18 protein-coding genes are annotated in these 14,431 nt (G+C 66.0%); 8 read left to right on the top strand and 10 right to left on the bottom strand.

The window, feature by feature from the left end:
* The first annotated feature begins 41 nt into the window (after window positions 1-41).
* Both RSW2DRAFT_RS00885 and RSW2DRAFT_RS00880 read left to right on the top strand, forming a co-directional pair.
* On the top strand, window positions 42-800 hold the full coding sequence (locus RSW2DRAFT_RS00885; RefSeq protein ID WP_008027107.1) for an NYN domain-containing protein: 759 nt from the start codon (window positions 42-44) through the stop codon (window positions 798-800).
* A 124-nt stretch (window positions 801-924) separates the two neighbouring features.
* Window positions 925-1,665: an NYN domain-containing protein gene (locus tag RSW2DRAFT_RS00880; RefSeq protein WP_008027105.1), complete on the top strand. Its 741-nt coding sequence runs from the start codon at window positions 925-927 to the stop codon at window positions 1,663-1,665.
* Here RSW2DRAFT_RS00880 and RSW2DRAFT_RS00875 read toward each other — a convergent pair.
* Window positions 1,656-2,285, bottom strand: coding sequence for a TetR/AcrR family transcriptional regulator (locus RSW2DRAFT_RS00875; protein WP_008027104.1), 630 nt, complete (start codon window positions 2,283-2,285; stop codon window positions 1,656-1,658). The two genes, RSW2DRAFT_RS00880 and RSW2DRAFT_RS00875, sit on opposite strands and share 10 nt — an antisense overlap.
* Before the next feature lie 65 nt (window positions 2,286-2,350).
* Complete coding sequence (locus RSW2DRAFT_RS17710; RefSeq protein WP_008027102.1) at window positions 2,351-2,524, bottom strand: hypothetical protein; 174 nt, start codon at window positions 2,522-2,524, stop codon at window positions 2,351-2,353.
* A 168-nt stretch (window positions 2,525-2,692) separates the two neighbouring features.
* On the opposite strand from RSW2DRAFT_RS17710, the gene mbfA reads away from it, so the two are divergent.
* The 6 genes from mbfA to RSW2DRAFT_RS00845 all read left to right on the top strand — a co-directional run bounded on the left by mbfA (window position 2,693) and on the right by RSW2DRAFT_RS00845 (window position 7,630).
* A complete protein-coding gene (mbfA, locus tag RSW2DRAFT_RS00870; RefSeq protein ID WP_008027100.1) occupies window positions 2,693-3,670 on the top strand; it encodes an iron exporter MbfA in 978 nt (325 codons plus the stop codon).
* A 149-nt stretch (window positions 3,671-3,819) separates the two neighbouring features.
* A complete protein-coding gene (gene fghA / locus RSW2DRAFT_RS00865; RefSeq protein ID WP_040671407.1) occupies window positions 3,820-4,650 on the top strand; it encodes an S-formylglutathione hydrolase in 831 nt (276 codons plus the stop codon).
* Window positions 4,643-5,101: a YaiI/YqxD family protein gene (locus RSW2DRAFT_RS00860; protein WP_008027096.1), complete on the top strand. Its 459-nt coding sequence runs from the start codon at window positions 4,643-4,645 to the stop codon at window positions 5,099-5,101. The genes fghA and RSW2DRAFT_RS00860 overlap by 8 nt, the downstream gene beginning before the upstream one ends.
* A 51-nt stretch (window positions 5,102-5,152) precedes the next feature.
* On the top strand, window positions 5,153-6,103 hold the full coding sequence (locus RSW2DRAFT_RS00855) for a DMT family transporter (protein WP_008027094.1): 951 nt from the start codon (window positions 5,153-5,155) through the stop codon (window positions 6,101-6,103).
* Window positions 6,093-6,716 (top strand): HAD family hydrolase, encoded by a 624-nt coding sequence (locus tag RSW2DRAFT_RS00850; protein WP_008027092.1) that lies wholly within the window; start codon window positions 6,093-6,095, stop codon window positions 6,714-6,716. The genes RSW2DRAFT_RS00855 and RSW2DRAFT_RS00850 overlap by 11 nt, the downstream gene beginning before the upstream one ends.
* Window positions 6,713-7,630, top strand: coding sequence for an ornithine cyclodeaminase family protein (locus tag RSW2DRAFT_RS00845; RefSeq protein ID WP_008027091.1), 918 nt, complete (start codon window positions 6,713-6,715; stop codon window positions 7,628-7,630). Before RSW2DRAFT_RS00850 ends, RSW2DRAFT_RS00845 begins: the two co-directional genes overlap by 4 nt.
* A gap of 262 nt (window positions 7,631-7,892) precedes the next feature.
* Here RSW2DRAFT_RS00845 and RSW2DRAFT_RS00840 read toward each other — a convergent pair whose 3' ends face one another.
* From RSW2DRAFT_RS00840 to RSW2DRAFT_RS00805, 8 genes are read right to left on the bottom strand one after another with little or no spacing between them, the layout of a single operon-like run.
* A complete protein-coding gene (locus RSW2DRAFT_RS00840) occupies window positions 7,893-8,297 on the bottom strand; it encodes a c-type cytochrome (RefSeq protein ID WP_008027090.1) in 405 nt (134 codons plus the stop codon).
* Window positions 8,298-8,356: 59 nt separating this feature from the next.
* On the bottom strand, window positions 8,357-8,596 hold the full coding sequence (locus RSW2DRAFT_RS00835; protein ID WP_008027087.1) for a hypothetical protein: 240 nt from the start codon (window positions 8,594-8,596) through the stop codon (window positions 8,357-8,359).
* Window positions 8,580-10,148 (bottom strand): nitrite reductase, encoded by a 1,569-nt coding sequence (locus RSW2DRAFT_RS00830; RefSeq protein WP_008027085.1) that lies wholly within the window; start codon window positions 10,146-10,148, stop codon window positions 8,580-8,582. Before RSW2DRAFT_RS00830 ends, RSW2DRAFT_RS00835 begins: the two co-directional genes overlap by 17 nt.
* Entirely contained in the window at window positions 10,123-11,343 is a 1,221-nt protein-coding gene (gene nirJ, locus RSW2DRAFT_RS00825; protein WP_008027083.1) for a heme d1 biosynthesis radical SAM protein NirJ, read from the bottom strand. Before nirJ ends, RSW2DRAFT_RS00830 begins: the two co-directional genes overlap by 26 nt.
* Window positions 11,344-11,346: 3 nt before the next feature.
* Window positions 11,347-11,835, bottom strand: coding sequence for a siroheme decarboxylase subunit beta (ahbB, locus tag RSW2DRAFT_RS00820; protein ID WP_008027081.1), 489 nt, complete (start codon window positions 11,833-11,835; stop codon window positions 11,347-11,349).
* Window positions 11,832-12,305, bottom strand: coding sequence for an Lrp/AsnC family transcriptional regulator (locus tag RSW2DRAFT_RS00815; RefSeq protein ID WP_008027078.1), 474 nt, complete (start codon window positions 12,303-12,305; stop codon window positions 11,832-11,834). The genes ahbB (RSW2DRAFT_RS00820) and RSW2DRAFT_RS00815 overlap by 4 nt, the downstream gene beginning before the upstream one ends.
* Window positions 12,302-13,282 (bottom strand): siroheme decarboxylase subunit beta, encoded by a 981-nt coding sequence (ahbB, locus tag RSW2DRAFT_RS00810; protein WP_008027077.1) that lies wholly within the window; start codon window positions 13,280-13,282, stop codon window positions 12,302-12,304. The genes RSW2DRAFT_RS00815 and ahbB (RSW2DRAFT_RS00810) overlap by 4 nt, the downstream gene beginning before the upstream one ends.
* Window positions 13,283-14,428, bottom strand: coding sequence for a cytochrome D1 domain-containing protein (locus tag RSW2DRAFT_RS00805; RefSeq protein ID WP_008027076.1), 1,146 nt, complete (start codon window positions 14,426-14,428; stop codon window positions 13,283-13,285).
* Window positions 14,429-14,431 lie beyond the last annotated feature (3 nt).

Below are 14,431 nucleotides of genomic sequence, written 5' to 3'. Positions count from 1 at the left end.
CGATCTGCCCCAGTTTGCCCGCGACCCTCAGGAGGACCCCCATGGCCGAACCCCGCGCCCCCCGCCTTTGCGTGCTGATCGACGCCGACAACGTGCCCGCCAGCTATGCCACCGCGATCTTCGAGGAAGTGGCGGCGCTGGGCGAGGCTTCGGTGCGGCGGATCTATGGCGACTGGTCGGCGGTGCGACTGGGTGGCTGGGCCCGGCAGGTGGCGGCGCTGGGTCTGGTGGCCGACCAGCAGTTTTCCAACACCAAGGGCAAGAATGCGTCCGACATCGGGCTGGTGATCTCGGCGATGGATTTCCTGCATTCGGGGCTGTTCGACGCCTTCGTGCTGGTCAGTTCCGACAGCGATTTCACCCGGCTGGCGGCGCGCATCCGCGAGCAGGGGCTGGATGTCTATGGCATCGGCGAGAAGAAGACGCCCGAGGCCTTCCGCATGGCCTGCAAGCGGTTCATCTATGTCGAGAACCTCGGCGCCGAAGAACCCGCCCGTGAGGCACCGCGCCCCGAACGGTCGGGGCAAGTGGCCGAGCCGCAGGCCGAGGCGGCGCCACGCGGTGCCAAGGAACTGCCCGCCAAGGCGATTCCCGCCATTGTTGCGGCGATGCGGGCGATTGATCCCGAGGGCGAGTGGTATTCGCTGGGCCAGATCGGCCAGTTCATCACCCAGGGCAGCCCGGATTTCGACACCCGCACCTATGGCAGCGCCAAACTCAGCGACCTGATCCGCAAGATCAGCCGCTTCGAGGTGAAACCCGGCCCCGGCGGCCAGTTGCTGGCCCGCGACGTCGCCTGAGGCGACGACAAGATTTTTTCGAAAAATCTTGCCAAAATTCTTCTAAGAATTTTGCGGCGCCTGGGCGCCCTAAATCGGTCGCAATGGCCGATATACTGGCCCGCAAATCGGTGCGGAGTGGGTTATGAAACCTGAAATTGGCGGGTTCGAGGCGGCTGGGAATGCCAAGACCCAGCGCGTAGCGGTGATGATCGACGGCGAGAATCTGTCGGCTGGATTGGCGGGGCAAATCATCACGAAGTCACTGGCCTTTGGGCGGCTTACCATCAAGCGGGTTTACGGCAATGCCATCCGCCTGACTCAATGGGAAGCGGCGCCCGGCTTTCGGCTGATCCATTCTGGCAACGGCAAGAACGCCACCGACCTTTTGCTGTGCATCGAGGCCATGGAACTGGTTCATTCGGGGCTGGTGGACACACTGGTGATCGCCTCGTCCGACCGAGATTTTTCGCATTTGGCTGCGCATCTTTGCGAAAAGGGCCAACAGGTGATCGGCATGGGTGAAGCCAAGGCATCCGATGCCTTTCGCAAGGCTTGCACGAGGTTCATCGAGCTCGGAATGAACTCCAAGCCGCTCGAAGCGTCCGCGATCACCATCGTGTCATCGCCCGCAGCGCCCGTTGTGGCCAAGCCGATAGCGGCAAAGCTATCGAAAATCGACGCGTTTCTCCATGATTTGATGGAAAGAGTCGGCATAGACGGATGGCTTTCCATTCGCCAGATCAACCATGCGGCCCAGAAGGCCGACGTCAGGATCGGATCGCAGCCTGAAAGAACCTGGCGAGCCTATCTGACAAAACATACCGCGCTTTACGAATACAAGACCGAAGGAAGCGAGCCGCTCGTCCGCCTGCTTCACCCCTGACCCGTCCCCCCATACCGCGCCATGAACATCGCCACGGCGCCGTCGATGGTGCGCTCCACATCGCCCGGGGCGCAGCAGGGGGTGATGCCGAACATGGCGCGGTTGTGGATGGTGGTCTTGCACAGCTCGGCAAACTGGTCGGCGGCAAGGTCGATGTCGTCGATGGCCAGCACGCCGCGCGACACCGCAAAGCGCAGGTAATCGCCAAGCCGCTGGCGCACCAGCAGCGGGCCGGAGTGGTAGAACTCGTGCCCCAACTCCGGAAAGCGGTCGCTTTCGGCGACGCAGATGCGATAGACCCCCAGCCCGAATTCCGACATGAAAAACCCCACCATGCGGCGGGCGGCGGCGGTCAGCACCACTTCGGGCGGGGCGGTCTGGTCGATCAGTTGCACCGCCTCGTCGGCCTGGCGGCGGCATTCGGCCTTGGCGACGGCCATGAACAGCAGCCGCTTGTCGGGGAAATAGCTGTACAGCGTTGCCTTCGACACCCCGGCGGCGCGGGCGATGTCATCAACCGAGGCGCCGTCGAAGCCGTCGCGCAGAAACACCTCACGGGCGCCGTCCAGCACCTGATCGAACTTGCGGCCCTTGCGGATCAGTGGTGCGGCGACGGTCATCAGCGGTCCTTTGATCAGACCATAGACCAGCGTCCCGAGGTTCGGCAAGGCCAGCGCCGTGCTGGTTACTTGCTGGGCGTGCAGGCGGTGGCGGCCAGCGTCACGGGGTCAATGCAGCCCTGGCTGGCGGTGGTGTCATCGGGCCAGGTCAGGTTGGGCAGGTTGATGGTGATGTTTTGCGCCAGCGCCGGGGCGGCGGCCAGCAGCAGCAGGGTCAAGGCTTGGGTCAGGGTTTTCATGGCAGGCGTCCTATCTGAACCGATCAGTCTGTTTTCCGCATAAATGAACCGAGTCGTTCAGTTTTGCAAGCGAAAAGTGAACAGAACAGTTCAGATTTTTCGCCCCGCAGCCCTTGTGTCGCCGCTTGCTGGCGGGTAATTAGAATCATTCCAAAAGAGGTTTGCCCCATGATCCCAGGATTCACCTCGCGCCGTCGTTTTTCCGACTTGTCCGAACCCGAAGTCCTTGCCCTGGCGATCTCATCCGAAGAGGATGACGCGCAGATTTACCGCAGCTATGCCCAGCGGCTGCGCGCCGACTATCCGGCCTCGGCGGCGATGTTCGACGATATGGCAGCCGAGGAGGATGGCCACCGCCAGCGGCTGATCGCCAGGTTCCGAGCCCGCTTTGGCGAGGTGATCCCGCTGATCCGGCGCGAGCATGTGGCGGGGTATTACGCCCGCCGTCCGGTCTGGCTGGTGCAGAACCTCAGCCTGGAGACCATCCGGGGCGAGGCGGCGGCGATGGAGGCGCAGGCGGGGGCGTTCTATCTGCGCGCCGCCCGCGCCACCACCGATGCCGAAACCCGCAAGCTGCTGGGCGATCTGGCGGCGGCGGAAATCGGCCATCAGCGCATCGCCGAGGGGCTGGAGACGCAGCATCTGGGCGGCGACGACAAGACCGACGAGGACCGCGCGGCACACCGGCAGTTCATCCTGACCTGGGTGCAGCCGGGGCTGGCGGGGCTGATGGATGGCTCGGTGTCCACCCTGGCGCCGATCTTCGCCACGGCTTTTGCCACGCAGAACACCTGGACGACGTTTCTGGTGGGGGCGGCGGCATCGGTGGGCGCGGGTATTTCCATGGGCTTCACCGAGGCGGCGCATGACGATGGCGTGCTGTCGGGGCGCGGCAGCCCGTTCAAGCGCGGGTTGGCCTCGGGGGTGATGACGACGCTGGGCGGCATGGGGCACGCGCTGCCCTATCTGATCCCGGATTTCTGGACGGCGACGACGATTGCCATGGTGGTGGTGTTTGTCGAGCTGTGGGCGATTGCCTGGATTCAGAACAAGTTCATGGAAACCCCGTTCCTGCGGGCGGCGTTGCAGGTGGTGCTGGGCGGCGCGCTGGTGTTTGCCGCGGGCGTGCTGATCGGCGGCGGCTGAGGCGGGGGGCTGTCTGCCCCCCACACCCCCCGAGGATATTTGTCCAAAGGAGTAATGGCAGGTGATCTTGCATCCTCGTCGGGGGCGTGAAAGGTTTTGCGCAAGTGGCTTCGGTTGAGTTCGAAGCAGAGCGTGGAAAGGGCAAGGACATGAAAACCATCTCGGAGAACCGGGCTTATGGCGGGGTGCAGGGGGTATACAGCCATACCTCCGAGGCCTGTGGCTGCGACATGACCTTCGGGCTGTTTCTGCCCGAGGAGGCCGAGACCCAGCCGGTGCCGGTGATCTGGTATCTGTCGGGCCTGACCTGCACGCACGAAAATGCCATGGTCAAGGCGGGGGCGCAGAAATGGGCGGCCGAGGCCGGGGTGGGCATCGTGTTTCCCGATACCAGCCCGCGCGGGGCCGGGGTGGCCGACGATCCGGCTTATGACGTCGGTCAGGGCGCCGGGTTCTACGTCAACGCCACCGAAGCCCCCTGGGCCGCGAATTTCCGCATGTGGGATTATGTGACCGATGAGCTGCCGCGCATCCTGTTCAACGCCTTTCCGGTGGAAGAGGCGCGCCAGTCGATCATGGGCCATTCGATGGGCGGCCACGGCGCGCTGACCATCGGCATGAGCTTTCCGGGCCGTTATCGCTCGGTTTCCGCCTTTGCGCCGATTGCGCATCCGACCGCCTGCGACTGGGGCCGCAAGCCGTTTGCCGCCTATCTGGGGCCGGACGAAAGCAAGTGGGCGGCCTATGACGCCACGCTGCTGATGCGCAAACGCGGCTTTGACGGGCCGATCCTGATTGATCAGGGCGCGGCTGACCCCTACCTGGACACGCTGATGCCGGAAAAGCTGGCCGAGGCGATGATGGCGCGGCGGCAGAACGGCGCCTTCCGCATGCAGAAGGGCTATGACCACAGCTATTTCTTCGTCTCGACCTTCATCGAGGATCATATCGGCTTCCACGCAGCCGCCCTGTATGACTGAGGGGGCGATCTACATCGACGCCGACGCCTGCCCGGTGAAGGCCGAGGCCGAACGGGTGGCGGTGCGGCATGGCATGCGGATGGTGCTGGTGTCGAACGGTGGCATCCGGCCCTCGGCCAACCCTTTGGTGGAAAGCGTTTTTGTGGCGGATGGGCCGGACGAGGCCGACAAGTGGATCGCGGAACGCTGTGGGCCGGGCGATGTGGTGGTGACCGGGGATATTCCGCTGGCGGCGAAATGCGTGGCGGCGGGGGCGCGGGTGCTGCGGCACAATGGCGAGGCGTTGACCGCGGCCAACATCGGCAATGTGCTGGCCACCCGCGACCTGATGCAGGATTTGCGCAGCGCCGATCCGTTCCGCCAGGGCGGCAGCAAGCCGTTCTCCAAGGCCGACCGAAGCCGGTTCCTGGAAGTGCTGGAGCGGCTGGTGCGGGCGGCGAAGGCGGGCTGAATGTCGCGGGCAGGACAGACAGGTGCGGCGCCGCAAGGTGGTCTGGGCGGCATGAGCGTCCTTTCCCCCCGCACCACTCTGATCGGTATTCTGTGCGCGCTTGGCGGTGCTGCGACGCTTTCGATCAATGACATGGCGATCAAGTTTCTCAGCGGTGCCTATCCGCTGCACGAGGTGGTGCTGGCGCGGTCGGTGATCGGCATGACCGTGCTGTTGGTGATGATGCGGGGCAGCGACGGCCATTTTGGTGCCATGCGCACGCGCCAGTTGCCGCTGCATCTGGCACGGATGGGCTGCGTCGTGATGTCGAACGTTATGTATTTCCTGGGGCTGGCGGCGTTGCCATTGGCCGATGCGGTGGCAATCGTGTTTGTCAGCCCGCTGCTGATCACCGCCTTTTCGGTGCTGCTGCTGGGCGAAAAAGTCGGCCCGCGGCGCTGGGCGGCGGTGGCGGTCGGGCTGGCGGGCGTTGTGGTGATGACCCGCCCCGGTGCGGGCGTGGTGCAGCCGGCGGCGCTGCTGGTGTTGGGTTCGGCGGTGTTCTACGCGCTGATGCAGATATTGACCCGGCGGATGGCGGCATCGGAATCGGCCATGACGATGTCGTTCTACGTGCAGCTTGCCTTCATCGTCGTCAGCTCGGCCATGGGCCTTGCGGTGGGCGACGGACGCTTTGGCGCGCAGCCCGATGCCTCGCTGGCGTTTCTGCTGCGGCCCTGGGTCTGGCCGCAGTTGGCCGATATTCCGGCCTTTCTGGCGACCGGCGTTTCGGTGGCCATTGGCGGACTTCTGATCTCGCAGGCCTACCGGCTGTGCGCGGCGGGGCTGGTGGCGCCGTTCGAATATGTGGCAATGCCGCTGGCCATTTTCTGGGGCGCGTTGATCTTCGGCCAATGGCCCGACCTGACCGCATGGATCGGCATTGCGCTGATCTGCGGCGCCGGGCTTTATACCTTCTGGCGCGAGACTGCGCGAAAGCGGGAGACAGCGATTGAAACCTGAGGCCGTGGTATTCGACATCGGCAATGTGCTGCTGGAATGGAACCCCGAGCGGTTCTATGACGCCTCCATTGGCCCTGACCGGCGCAGGGCGCTGTTTGCCGAGGTCGATCTGGCGGGCATGAACGAGGGCGTCGATCTTGGTGCGCCGTTTGCCGCATCGGTGCAGGCGTTGGCGGCGGCCAACCCGAAATGGGCGGCAGAGGTGATGCTGTGGCAAGACCACTGGATCGACATGGCCTCGCCGCCGATTCCCGCCACTATCGCGCTGCTGCGGGCGCTGCGGGCCAAGGGCGTGCCGGTGTTCGCCCTGACCAATTTCGGCCGCGAGACCTTTGCCTTTGCCCAGACCCGCTATGATTTCCTGAACGAGTTCGACCAGGCCTGGGTGTCGGGCATCCTGCGGCTGGTGAAGCCCGACCCCGCGATTTATGCGGTGCTGGAGGCCGAGTGTGGCGTGGCCCCGGAACGCCTGTTCTTCACCGACGACCGGGCCGAGAATATCGCGGCGGCAGGGCGGCGCGGCTGGCAGACCCATCACTTCACATCCGCGCCGGGCCTGGCGCAGGCATTGGTGTCAGCAGGCTTGCTGACGGAAAGCGAGGCACGGCCATGAGCATCGAAATGATCGGCAAAGAGGCCGAGGCGCATCTGTCCTGGCCTGCGCTGACCGCGGCGCTGACCGCGGGCCACCTTCTGCCAAGGGCCGAGATTGGCGACACCTTCCTTTACCGCGGCAAGGACACGCTGTTGAACCGTGCAGCCTGGATCGACGGGCTGGGGCAGTTGGTGAAATGCGCCACCATCTTCCCCGGCAATGGCGCGTTGGGCCTGCCGTCGGTCAACGGCGCCGTCACGCTGTATTCCGACCAGACCGGCGTGCTGGAGGCGGTGGTGGATTTCCACCTGGTCACCAAATGGAAAACCGCCGGCGACAGCCTGCTGGCCGCCAGCCTTCTGGCCCGCAAGGACAGCCATGAGATCGTGCTGGTGGGGGCGGGCACCGTGGCACGCTCGATGGTGCAGGCCTACCGCTCGCTGTTCCCGGACGCGCATTTCACCGTCTGGAACCGCAGCCCGGCGGCGGCACAGGCGATGGCCGACGACCTGCCCGGCGTCACCGCCACCGATGATCTGCGCGCCACCATCCGCAAGGCCGATATCGTCTGCACCGCCACCATGAGCCTGTCACCCTTGGTGCAGGGCGACTGGCTGCGCCCCGGCACCCATCTGGACCTGATCGGCGCCTACCGCCCCGACATGCGCGAGGCCGATGACGAGGTGCTGCGCCGCGCCAGCATCTTCGTCGACAGCCGCGCCACCACGCTGCACCATATCGGCGAGTTGAAAGACCCCCTAGCGCGTGGCGTGATCACCGAGGCGGATGTGAAAGCCGATTACTACGACCTCGCCGCCGGTATCTACCGCCGCCAGTCCGATGACGAGATCACCCTCGCCAAGAACGGCGGCGGCGCGCATCTTGACCTGATGACCGCCGCCTACATCCTGAACGCCTGGAAAAATCGCTGAAACCCTGCGGCTTCTTCTCTGCAAAAATATCCCCGCCGGAGGCTCCTGCACCTGCACGAGGAACCGCAGCCAGGGTTCTTCGGAAGGCGGTCAGAGCCAGAGCAAGGTCAGGCGCTGGTCCACAGGACACAGACGAGAAAGGTCTCGCTGAAAACCAGGGGCAAGACGCAGGCGAAGCTCTCGCCGCTGTCCATGCCCCTGCGGCCCGCGTTCCGAAGGAAGCGCAGGCCTTTTCAGGAAAATTGCCGACCGTGCCGCCAGTCTACTTCAGGGTCGCCAGATAGGCCGCCATGTCTTCGCCGCCCTTGGGCAGTTTGAACGACATCTTCGATTTGGCACCGGCATCGCCGGTCACGGTCTGCAACCAGACGGCGGGGTCGGCAACATAGACCGCGATGCTGGCCTCGTCCCAGACGGCCCCGGTCGCCCCGGCAGCCACGATCGACTCGCCATAGCGGAAATCCGGCAGGGTGCCGGGGGTGCGCCCGACCACGCCGAACAGGTTGGGGCCGACCTTGCCGCCCTTGACGATCGCGGTGCCATCGGCCGCGGTGATCGAGTGGCAGGTCTTGCATTTCTTGAAATCGGCCTCGCCCTTGGCGGCATCCCCGGCAAAGGCGGGGGCGGCAATGGCAAGCAGGGTGGCGGCGAGGGCTAGCGTCTTCATACGGATTTCCTTGGTTGAGGTTTGACGTTGAGGGTGAAGATTGGCCAGGTCGGATACCACTACCCCTCGGCCCGGGTGATCAGTGCGCGCACCCAGCGGGCGGCGGCCCATGTGGCGGGCAGGCCCAGCGGCAGCGCCCACAGCACGGCCTGCCAGGGCGAAAATGTGGGCAGGCCCAGCGACAGGCCCAGAAGGCCCAGCAGAAACAGGTTGATCGCCACCGCCGCCGACGCAAACGGGTAAAGCAGCAGCGCCAGCCGCCACAGCGGCCGTGGTGCGGGGTCAGTGACTGGTGCCATCTTCGAAGCTTATCTTGTTCCAGACATTGTATTTTCCGGCGGGTTTGCTCATCGGCAACCGCATCACCTCGGTGAAGGTTGCCGCGTCATAGACGATCACCGCACCATCATCCTCCCAGACCGACACCAGCGCATACCGGCCGTCGCGGGTGAATTCGGTATGCGCCACGGTCTTGCCGGGCGCCGGTTTCAGCACCCGCACCACCTCCAGTGTCTGTTTGTCGATGATGTGCATCTCGCCCTTGTGCGGGCCGGTGAACACGTCGGCCCAGACATAGGGGCTGCTGGCATGGCTGCGCAGAAAGAAGCCGGGGCCGCTGGTTTCGATGATCTTGATCAGCGACCAGTCCTGCATGTCGATCACCGAAATCCGGCCCTCGGTCAGGTGCGGGGCGGCCATCACCCGGTGGCCGTTGCGCATCCAGGTGATGCCCGACCCCAGATGCGGCATGCCCGGCAAGGGCAGCGTGGCAATCTCGCGCCCGACATCCAGGTTCACCACCACGCCGGTTTCCGCCTCGCGGTTGGTGCCGATCAGGTTGCGGTAATTCGGGCTGAAGAAGAAATCGTCCAGCGGCGCCGAAACGTCGATCCGCCGCCGCGCGAACAGGCCGCGCTCGACGCCCATCGCCTCTTGCATGCCGTTCTCGTTGGAATGCACGAAGCCTTCCGAATAGGGGCCGCCGTCTTCGGTGAAGGCCACTTCCCAGATCTCCGGCACGTCCTTCAGCGCCAGCACGAAAGTGCCGCGCTGCGGGGCCTGATAGACCGCGGCCACCCGGCTGGGCGTGCCATTGCGCGCGGCCACCGGCATCACCCTGGCCACCGAAAGATCGGCGGTCGAAAGGATGGTCAGCGTCGCGGGCAGGTAGTTTGCCACCGCCAGCCATTTGCCATCGGCGCTGATGGCGATGTTGCGGCTGTTCAGGCCGGCGCGCACCCGACCCACCTCGGCCAGGCTCCAGATATCGTATTTCTGCACCCAGCCGTCGCGCGACATGACAAAGACATAGCGGCCATCGGGGCTGAACTTCGGCCCGCCATGCACGGCGAAGGGCGTGGCAAAGCGGTCCAGCACGGCAAAGCTGTCGCCATCCAGCACCGAGATGTGGTGGTCGCCGGTTTCCACCACCAGCGTGATGTTCAGTGGATCCCCCTTGAACACCGGGGCCGGGGCGGCGACGTAGGCAGGCACCAGCGTCCGGGTCGCTGCGATGTCCTCTGCCGTCCAGACCGGCGCTTCGGCCAGCGGCTGCGCCAGATAGGCGGCAACGGCGGCGATGGCATCGGGCGCAAGCCGGTCGGCAAAGCCCGCCATTTGGGTCGCAGGCCGGCCCTTGGCGATGATCGCCTCAAGCGCATCGCCATGCAGCCGCCCCAGCGTTTCGGGGATCAGCGCCGGGCCGGTGCCGCCCAACCGCGAGGGTGCATGGCAGGGCGCGCACAGATCGGCAAAGATCGCCGCCCCGTCCGGCGCGGCCAGTGTGGGGCCAGCCAGAAAGGGGCCTGCCAGCAGCAGCGCCAGACTAAAGGAACATATGCGCCGGATCATGGCTTTTCCCCCGGAATGGCGTCACGGTCAGACGGTCGGCCTCGGCCAGCCCGATCTCGGCGTTGCTGAGGTAACATGCCGGGTCTTCGGCCCAGGGGTCGCCGGTCACCTGCAACGCGCGGATCCGGGTGTTGCCACCGCAGACCGCCTGAAACGCACAGGCCCCGCAGCGCCCCTTCAGCGGCCGCGGCCGTTGCCGCAGCGCCGCCAGCATCGGGTCACTTCCGGTCCAAAGGCTTGAGAAGGCTTCGGTTTTCACCGACCCCACCGTATAATCCGACCAGTAGGTATCGGGATGAACCTTTCCCTGCGGGTCGATGTTGGCCACACCCAGACCGCTGGAATTGCCGCCCCAGGCCTCCAGATGCGCCCGCACATGCGCGGCCTTTTCGGCCCCGAACTGCGCCGTGATCCAGCCCAGCAGATAGACCGCATCGGTGTCGTTGTTGCCGGTCACGATCTCGAACTGCCGCCCGGCCTGCAACGCCGCCCAGGCCCGCGCGATCAGCAAGTCAAGCGCCGCGCGGGTGCGGGCATGGGCGGTATCTTCGCCGCGATTCTTGTCGCCGCGCCCGGCATAGACCAGATGCGACAGGTAGAACTTGTCCACCCCCTCGCTGTCGCACAGATCCAGCATGGCGGGCAAAAGATGCGCATTGTCCTCGGTCAGGGTGAAGCGCAGGCCCACCTTGACGCCGCGCGCCTTGCAGGCCCGCACCCCGGCCAACGCCTGATCAAACGCGCCATCGACGCCGCGGAACCAGTCGTTCACCGCACCGATCCCGTCCAGCGAGATGCCGACATAATCAAACCCCAGCGCCGCCACCCGGTCGGCATTGTCCCCGGTCAGCCGGGTGCCGTTGGTCGAAAGCGCCAGATGCCGGAAATCCAGCGCCCGCGCCCGTTCGGCCAGTTGCCAGAAATCGAAGCGGCTCATCGGCTCGCCGCCCGACAGGATCAGCGCCGGAATCCCGAAACCGGCCAGATCGTCCAGCACTCCCAGCGCCTGCTCATGCGAAAGCTCGCCCGGAAACGGCACATCGGCGCTGGTGGTATAGCAGTGGCGGCACTTCAGGTTGCAGGTGCGCGTCAGGTTCCAGATCACTACCGGTTTGACGGTCTGCCCCGACCCGCGGCGTTGCCGCACCGCCGTGGGAGTTACTAATTCCTGCATGTATTGCGTCAGCCGAAACATTGCCTAGCCTTCCCTGTCTGTCAGCCGCAGCCCGGTCTTTTTCAGGATGCGGGTCGAATAAAGAATGTCCTGGCCGCGGCAGGCCGGCCCCAACAGCGCCGCGATCTGGCCCCGCAAGCCTTCAACCTCGGCGCGGCTGTGGCCGTGGATCATCGCGAACAGATTGTAGGGCCAGTCGGGCAGCGCCCGGGGCCGCAGGTAGCAATGCGACACGAACGAAAGCGCCCCGACCTGCGCGCCCAAAGTCTCGGCCTGAGTGTCATCAACATCCCAGACGCTCATGCCATTGGCGGTCAGCCCCAGGGCATAGTGGTTGGGGGCCAGCGCAATCCGCCGGATCACGCCTGCGGCCTGCATTGCCGTCAGCCGCGCCAGCACCTCGGCCTCGGTCAGGCCCAGCCAGCGCGCCACCTCGGCATAGGGTTCGGGGGCCAGCGGCAGACCGCCCTGCGTGGCCGAGATGATGCGGCGGTCGGTGGCGTCGATGCTCATGCCTGCACCCGGAAGCCGATGAAGAATTCCTTCTGCTTGGGGAACAGCAGCACCGGCAGGCCGGTTTCGGCCTCGATGGCCTGCGCCACAACGGCGATGTCGCGCGGCTGTTCGCAGGCCAGCACGAACCACATGTTCAGCGCGTGGCTGCGTTCGTAGTTATGCGCCACTTCGGCATGGGCGTTGACCAGCGCTGCCACGCGGTCGAACTGATCGGCGGGCACCGCCATGGCACAGAGGCAAAAGGCCCCGCCCATCGCCTCGGCATCGAAGAACGGGCCAAAGCGGGTGATCGCGCCGATGTCGCGCAGGGCGGCGATCCGCGCAATCAGCGTGGCCTCGTCCAGCCCCAGCGCGGCACCGGCCACGGCAAAGGGGTGGGGTTGCAGCGGAAAGCCGGTTTGCAGCGCGTTCAGAATGGCGCGGTCGGTGGCGTCCAGCGCTCCTGTCGCAAGGGGGGTGCGTCTCATGCGGCCTCCGGGTGCAGCAGCGCGCCGGTCTGCTTGAAACAGCGGGTGGAAAACAGCACGCGGTTGGGCAGGCCGGCAAGTGCGGGCAAGGCGGCGGCGGTGTCCAGCACCTGCAAGGCCTGGGCACGCGACTGGCCGTGGATCATCGAGAACAGGCCGTAGGGCCAGACCCCATGCACGGTCTGGCGCTGATAGCACAGCGTCACGCCGGGATGGGCTGCCAGCGCCGCCCCTGCCGCCGCCATCCGCGCCGCGGGCACCTGCCAGACCACCATCGCATTGGCAGCCCAGCCGATGGCCCGGTGCCGCACGATCACCCCCACCCGGGTAAGGATCCGCGCCGCCGCCAGCGCGCCGATGCGGTCGATCACCCGGGCCTCGGTCCAGCCCAAGGCCGCCGCCACCGCCGCATAGGGCCGCGCCACCAGCGGCAGCCCTTGTGTCAGCGCCTGCAACAGCGGCCGGTCGCCCGGAAGAAGGGCCGCGCCGTCCACCCCGCGGTCCGGCCCCGCAGCCGCCCGCGCCCCGCCCAGCCGAAAGCCGAGATCAATGTTGAAGGCGCGCAGCAGCGGCAGGTCCAGCACCGCCAGCCCGGTGGACGCCCCGATCCGCGCCAGACTGGCCGCCAGGGCATCGGCATCCGGCGCCGTGGCCACGAACCACAGGTTCCAGCGGTGCTCGCGCAGATAGGAATGGTTCACCCCCGGCTCGGCCCCGACCAGTGCCGCCACCGCCTCGATCCGCGCCGCAGGCACTGCCAGTGCCGCCAGCGTCGAGGCGCCCGCCGTGTTGGGCCGCACCGTCGCCCCCACCCGGGCAATGGTGCCCGCCGCCTGCAACGCCACCAGCCGCGCCAGCACCGCAGCTTCGGTCACGCCAAGTGCTGCCGCAATGGCCGCAAACGGTTGCGGCACCAGCGGCAGATCGCGCTGAAACTCGTCCAGCAGACGGTGATCAAGGGCGGGCAAGCGGTCCATCTACAACCCCGTCCGATGCGCGCGGGCGGTGAAGAAGATGCCCGAGGGGCTTTGGGCTGCCACCTCGCCCAGCACCGCGAAGCTGCGGGTGTCGTAGATCACCAGCTTGTTGTCGTCGCGTGACGAAATCCACACCTCGGCGCCGCGCGGTGCAAACTCCATGTGTAGCACCGCCTTGCCGGGGGTCAGGGTTTTCACCACCTGATGCGTGCGGCTGTCCACCACCTGCACCACATCGTTCAGCGGCATGGCAAAGTTCACCCAGACAAAGGGCGAGGCCGGTTGGGCGATGATGAACACCGGCTGGCCATGCACCGGGGTGCGCGCGGTTTCCTGCAAGCTGTCGCGGTCCACCCACAGCAACTCGTGCGCGCCCACGGCGGGCAGCACATACTGGCCTTCGGTAAAGGCCCAGCCTTGCAGATGCGGCATCTTGTAAACCGGCAGGTCGTCGGCGGTCTTGCCGTAATCCTGAAGGAATTTCCGCGGCTTGGGGTTTTCGTCCCACAGATCGAAGGCGGTCACGCCCTTTTCGCCAAACAGCCCGATCAGATAGGTGTGGGCGTCCTCGGTCAGCACGGCATCGAACGGGTTCAAGCCCGCGTTGCCCAAGGGCCGGATCACCGGTTCCACCCCCGAGAAATCGCCCAGAAACACCTCACCGGTGTCCCAGACCGTCCAGGCAAAGCGCCGCCCCGGCACATCGACCAGACCGATGGTCTTGCCCGTCGCCGGCACATCGGCCACCAGCGCCAGCGTATCGGCGTCAAACACCTTGACGCCGCCCGGTTCGTAATTCGACACCGCCACCAGCCTGCCATCGTCCGAGATCGCCCCGCCGATGGAATTGCCCGCCTGCACGGTGCGCGCCACCACCTGCCGGGTCAGCATGTCCACCTTGGTCAGCCCGCCATCGCGGCCAAAGACATAGGCATAGCGTTCATCCGGGCTGTAGGTCAGGCTGGCATGGCTGATGTCGCCCAGACCCTCCACCCGGCCCACCGCGGCGCGGTCAGAGCGGTCAATCACCAGCAGGCTGCCGCTGGCGCGTTCGACCACCAGCCCCAGGTCGCCGGTGGCACAGCACGGCGTTTCGGCCCAAAGGGGCGTGGCGATCAGGGCAAAAATCAGGCCAAGGCGTTTCATCGG

The organism is Rhodobacter ferrooxidans (assembly GCF_000176015.1).
GTDB lineage: Bacteria > Pseudomonadota > Alphaproteobacteria > Rhodobacterales > Rhodobacteraceae > Pseudorhodobacter_B > Pseudorhodobacter_B ferrooxidans.
This window is presented reverse-complemented; position numbering and strand designations above follow the sequence as displayed.

Bases quoted from the DNA above. Each gene is read 5' to 3' on its own strand.
- RSW2DRAFT_RS00885 (WP_008027107.1), top strand. From the start codon at position 42: ATGGCCGAACCCCGCGCCCCCCGCCTTTGCGTGCTGATCGACGCCGAC.
- RSW2DRAFT_RS00880 (WP_008027105.1), top strand. From the start codon at position 925: ATGAAACCTGAAATTGGCGGGTTCGAGGCGGCTGGGAATGCCAAGACC.
- RSW2DRAFT_RS00875 (WP_008027104.1), bottom strand. From the start codon at position 2,285: ATGACCGTCGCCGCACCACTGATCCGCAAGGGCCGCAAGTTCGATCAG.
- RSW2DRAFT_RS17710 (WP_008027102.1), bottom strand. From the start codon at position 2,524: ATGAAAACCCTGACCCAAGCCTTGACCCTGCTGCTGCTGGCCGCCGCC.
- mbfA (WP_008027100.1), top strand. From the start codon at position 2,693: ATGATCCCAGGATTCACCTCGCGCCGTCGTTTTTCCGACTTGTCCGAA.
- fghA (WP_040671407.1), top strand. From the start codon at position 3,820: ATGAAAACCATCTCGGAGAACCGGGCTTATGGCGGGGTGCAGGGGGTA.
- RSW2DRAFT_RS00860 (WP_008027096.1), top strand. From the start codon at position 4,643: ATGACTGAGGGGGCGATCTACATCGACGCCGACGCCTGCCCGGTGAAG.
- RSW2DRAFT_RS00855 (WP_008027094.1), top strand. From the start codon at position 5,153: ATGAGCGTCCTTTCCCCCCGCACCACTCTGATCGGTATTCTGTGCGCG.
- RSW2DRAFT_RS00845 (WP_008027091.1), top strand. From the start codon at position 6,713: ATGAGCATCGAAATGATCGGCAAAGAGGCCGAGGCGCATCTGTCCTGG.
- RSW2DRAFT_RS00840 (WP_008027090.1), bottom strand. From the start codon at position 8,297: ATGAAGACGCTAGCCCTCGCCGCCACCCTGCTTGCCATTGCCGCCCCC.
- RSW2DRAFT_RS00835 (WP_008027087.1), bottom strand. From the start codon at position 8,596: ATGGCACCAGTCACTGACCCCGCACCACGGCCGCTGTGGCGGCTGGCG.
- RSW2DRAFT_RS00830 (WP_008027085.1), bottom strand. From the start codon at position 10,148: ATGATCCGGCGCATATGTTCCTTTAGTCTGGCGCTGCTGCTGGCAGGC.
- nirJ (WP_008027083.1), bottom strand. From the start codon at position 11,343: ATGTTTCGGCTGACGCAATACATGCAGGAATTAGTAACTCCCACGGCG.
- ahbB (WP_008027081.1), bottom strand. From the start codon at position 11,835: ATGAGCATCGACGCCACCGACCGCCGCATCATCTCGGCCACGCAGGGC.
- RSW2DRAFT_RS00815 (WP_008027078.1), bottom strand. From the start codon at position 12,305: ATGAGACGCACCCCCCTTGCGACAGGAGCGCTGGACGCCACCGACCGC.
- ahbB (WP_008027077.1), bottom strand. From the start codon at position 13,282: ATGGACCGCTTGCCCGCCCTTGATCACCGTCTGCTGGACGAGTTTCAG.
- RSW2DRAFT_RS00805 (WP_008027076.1), bottom strand. From the start codon at position 14,428: ATGAAACGCCTTGGCCTGATTTTTGCCCTGATCGCCACGCCCCTTTGG.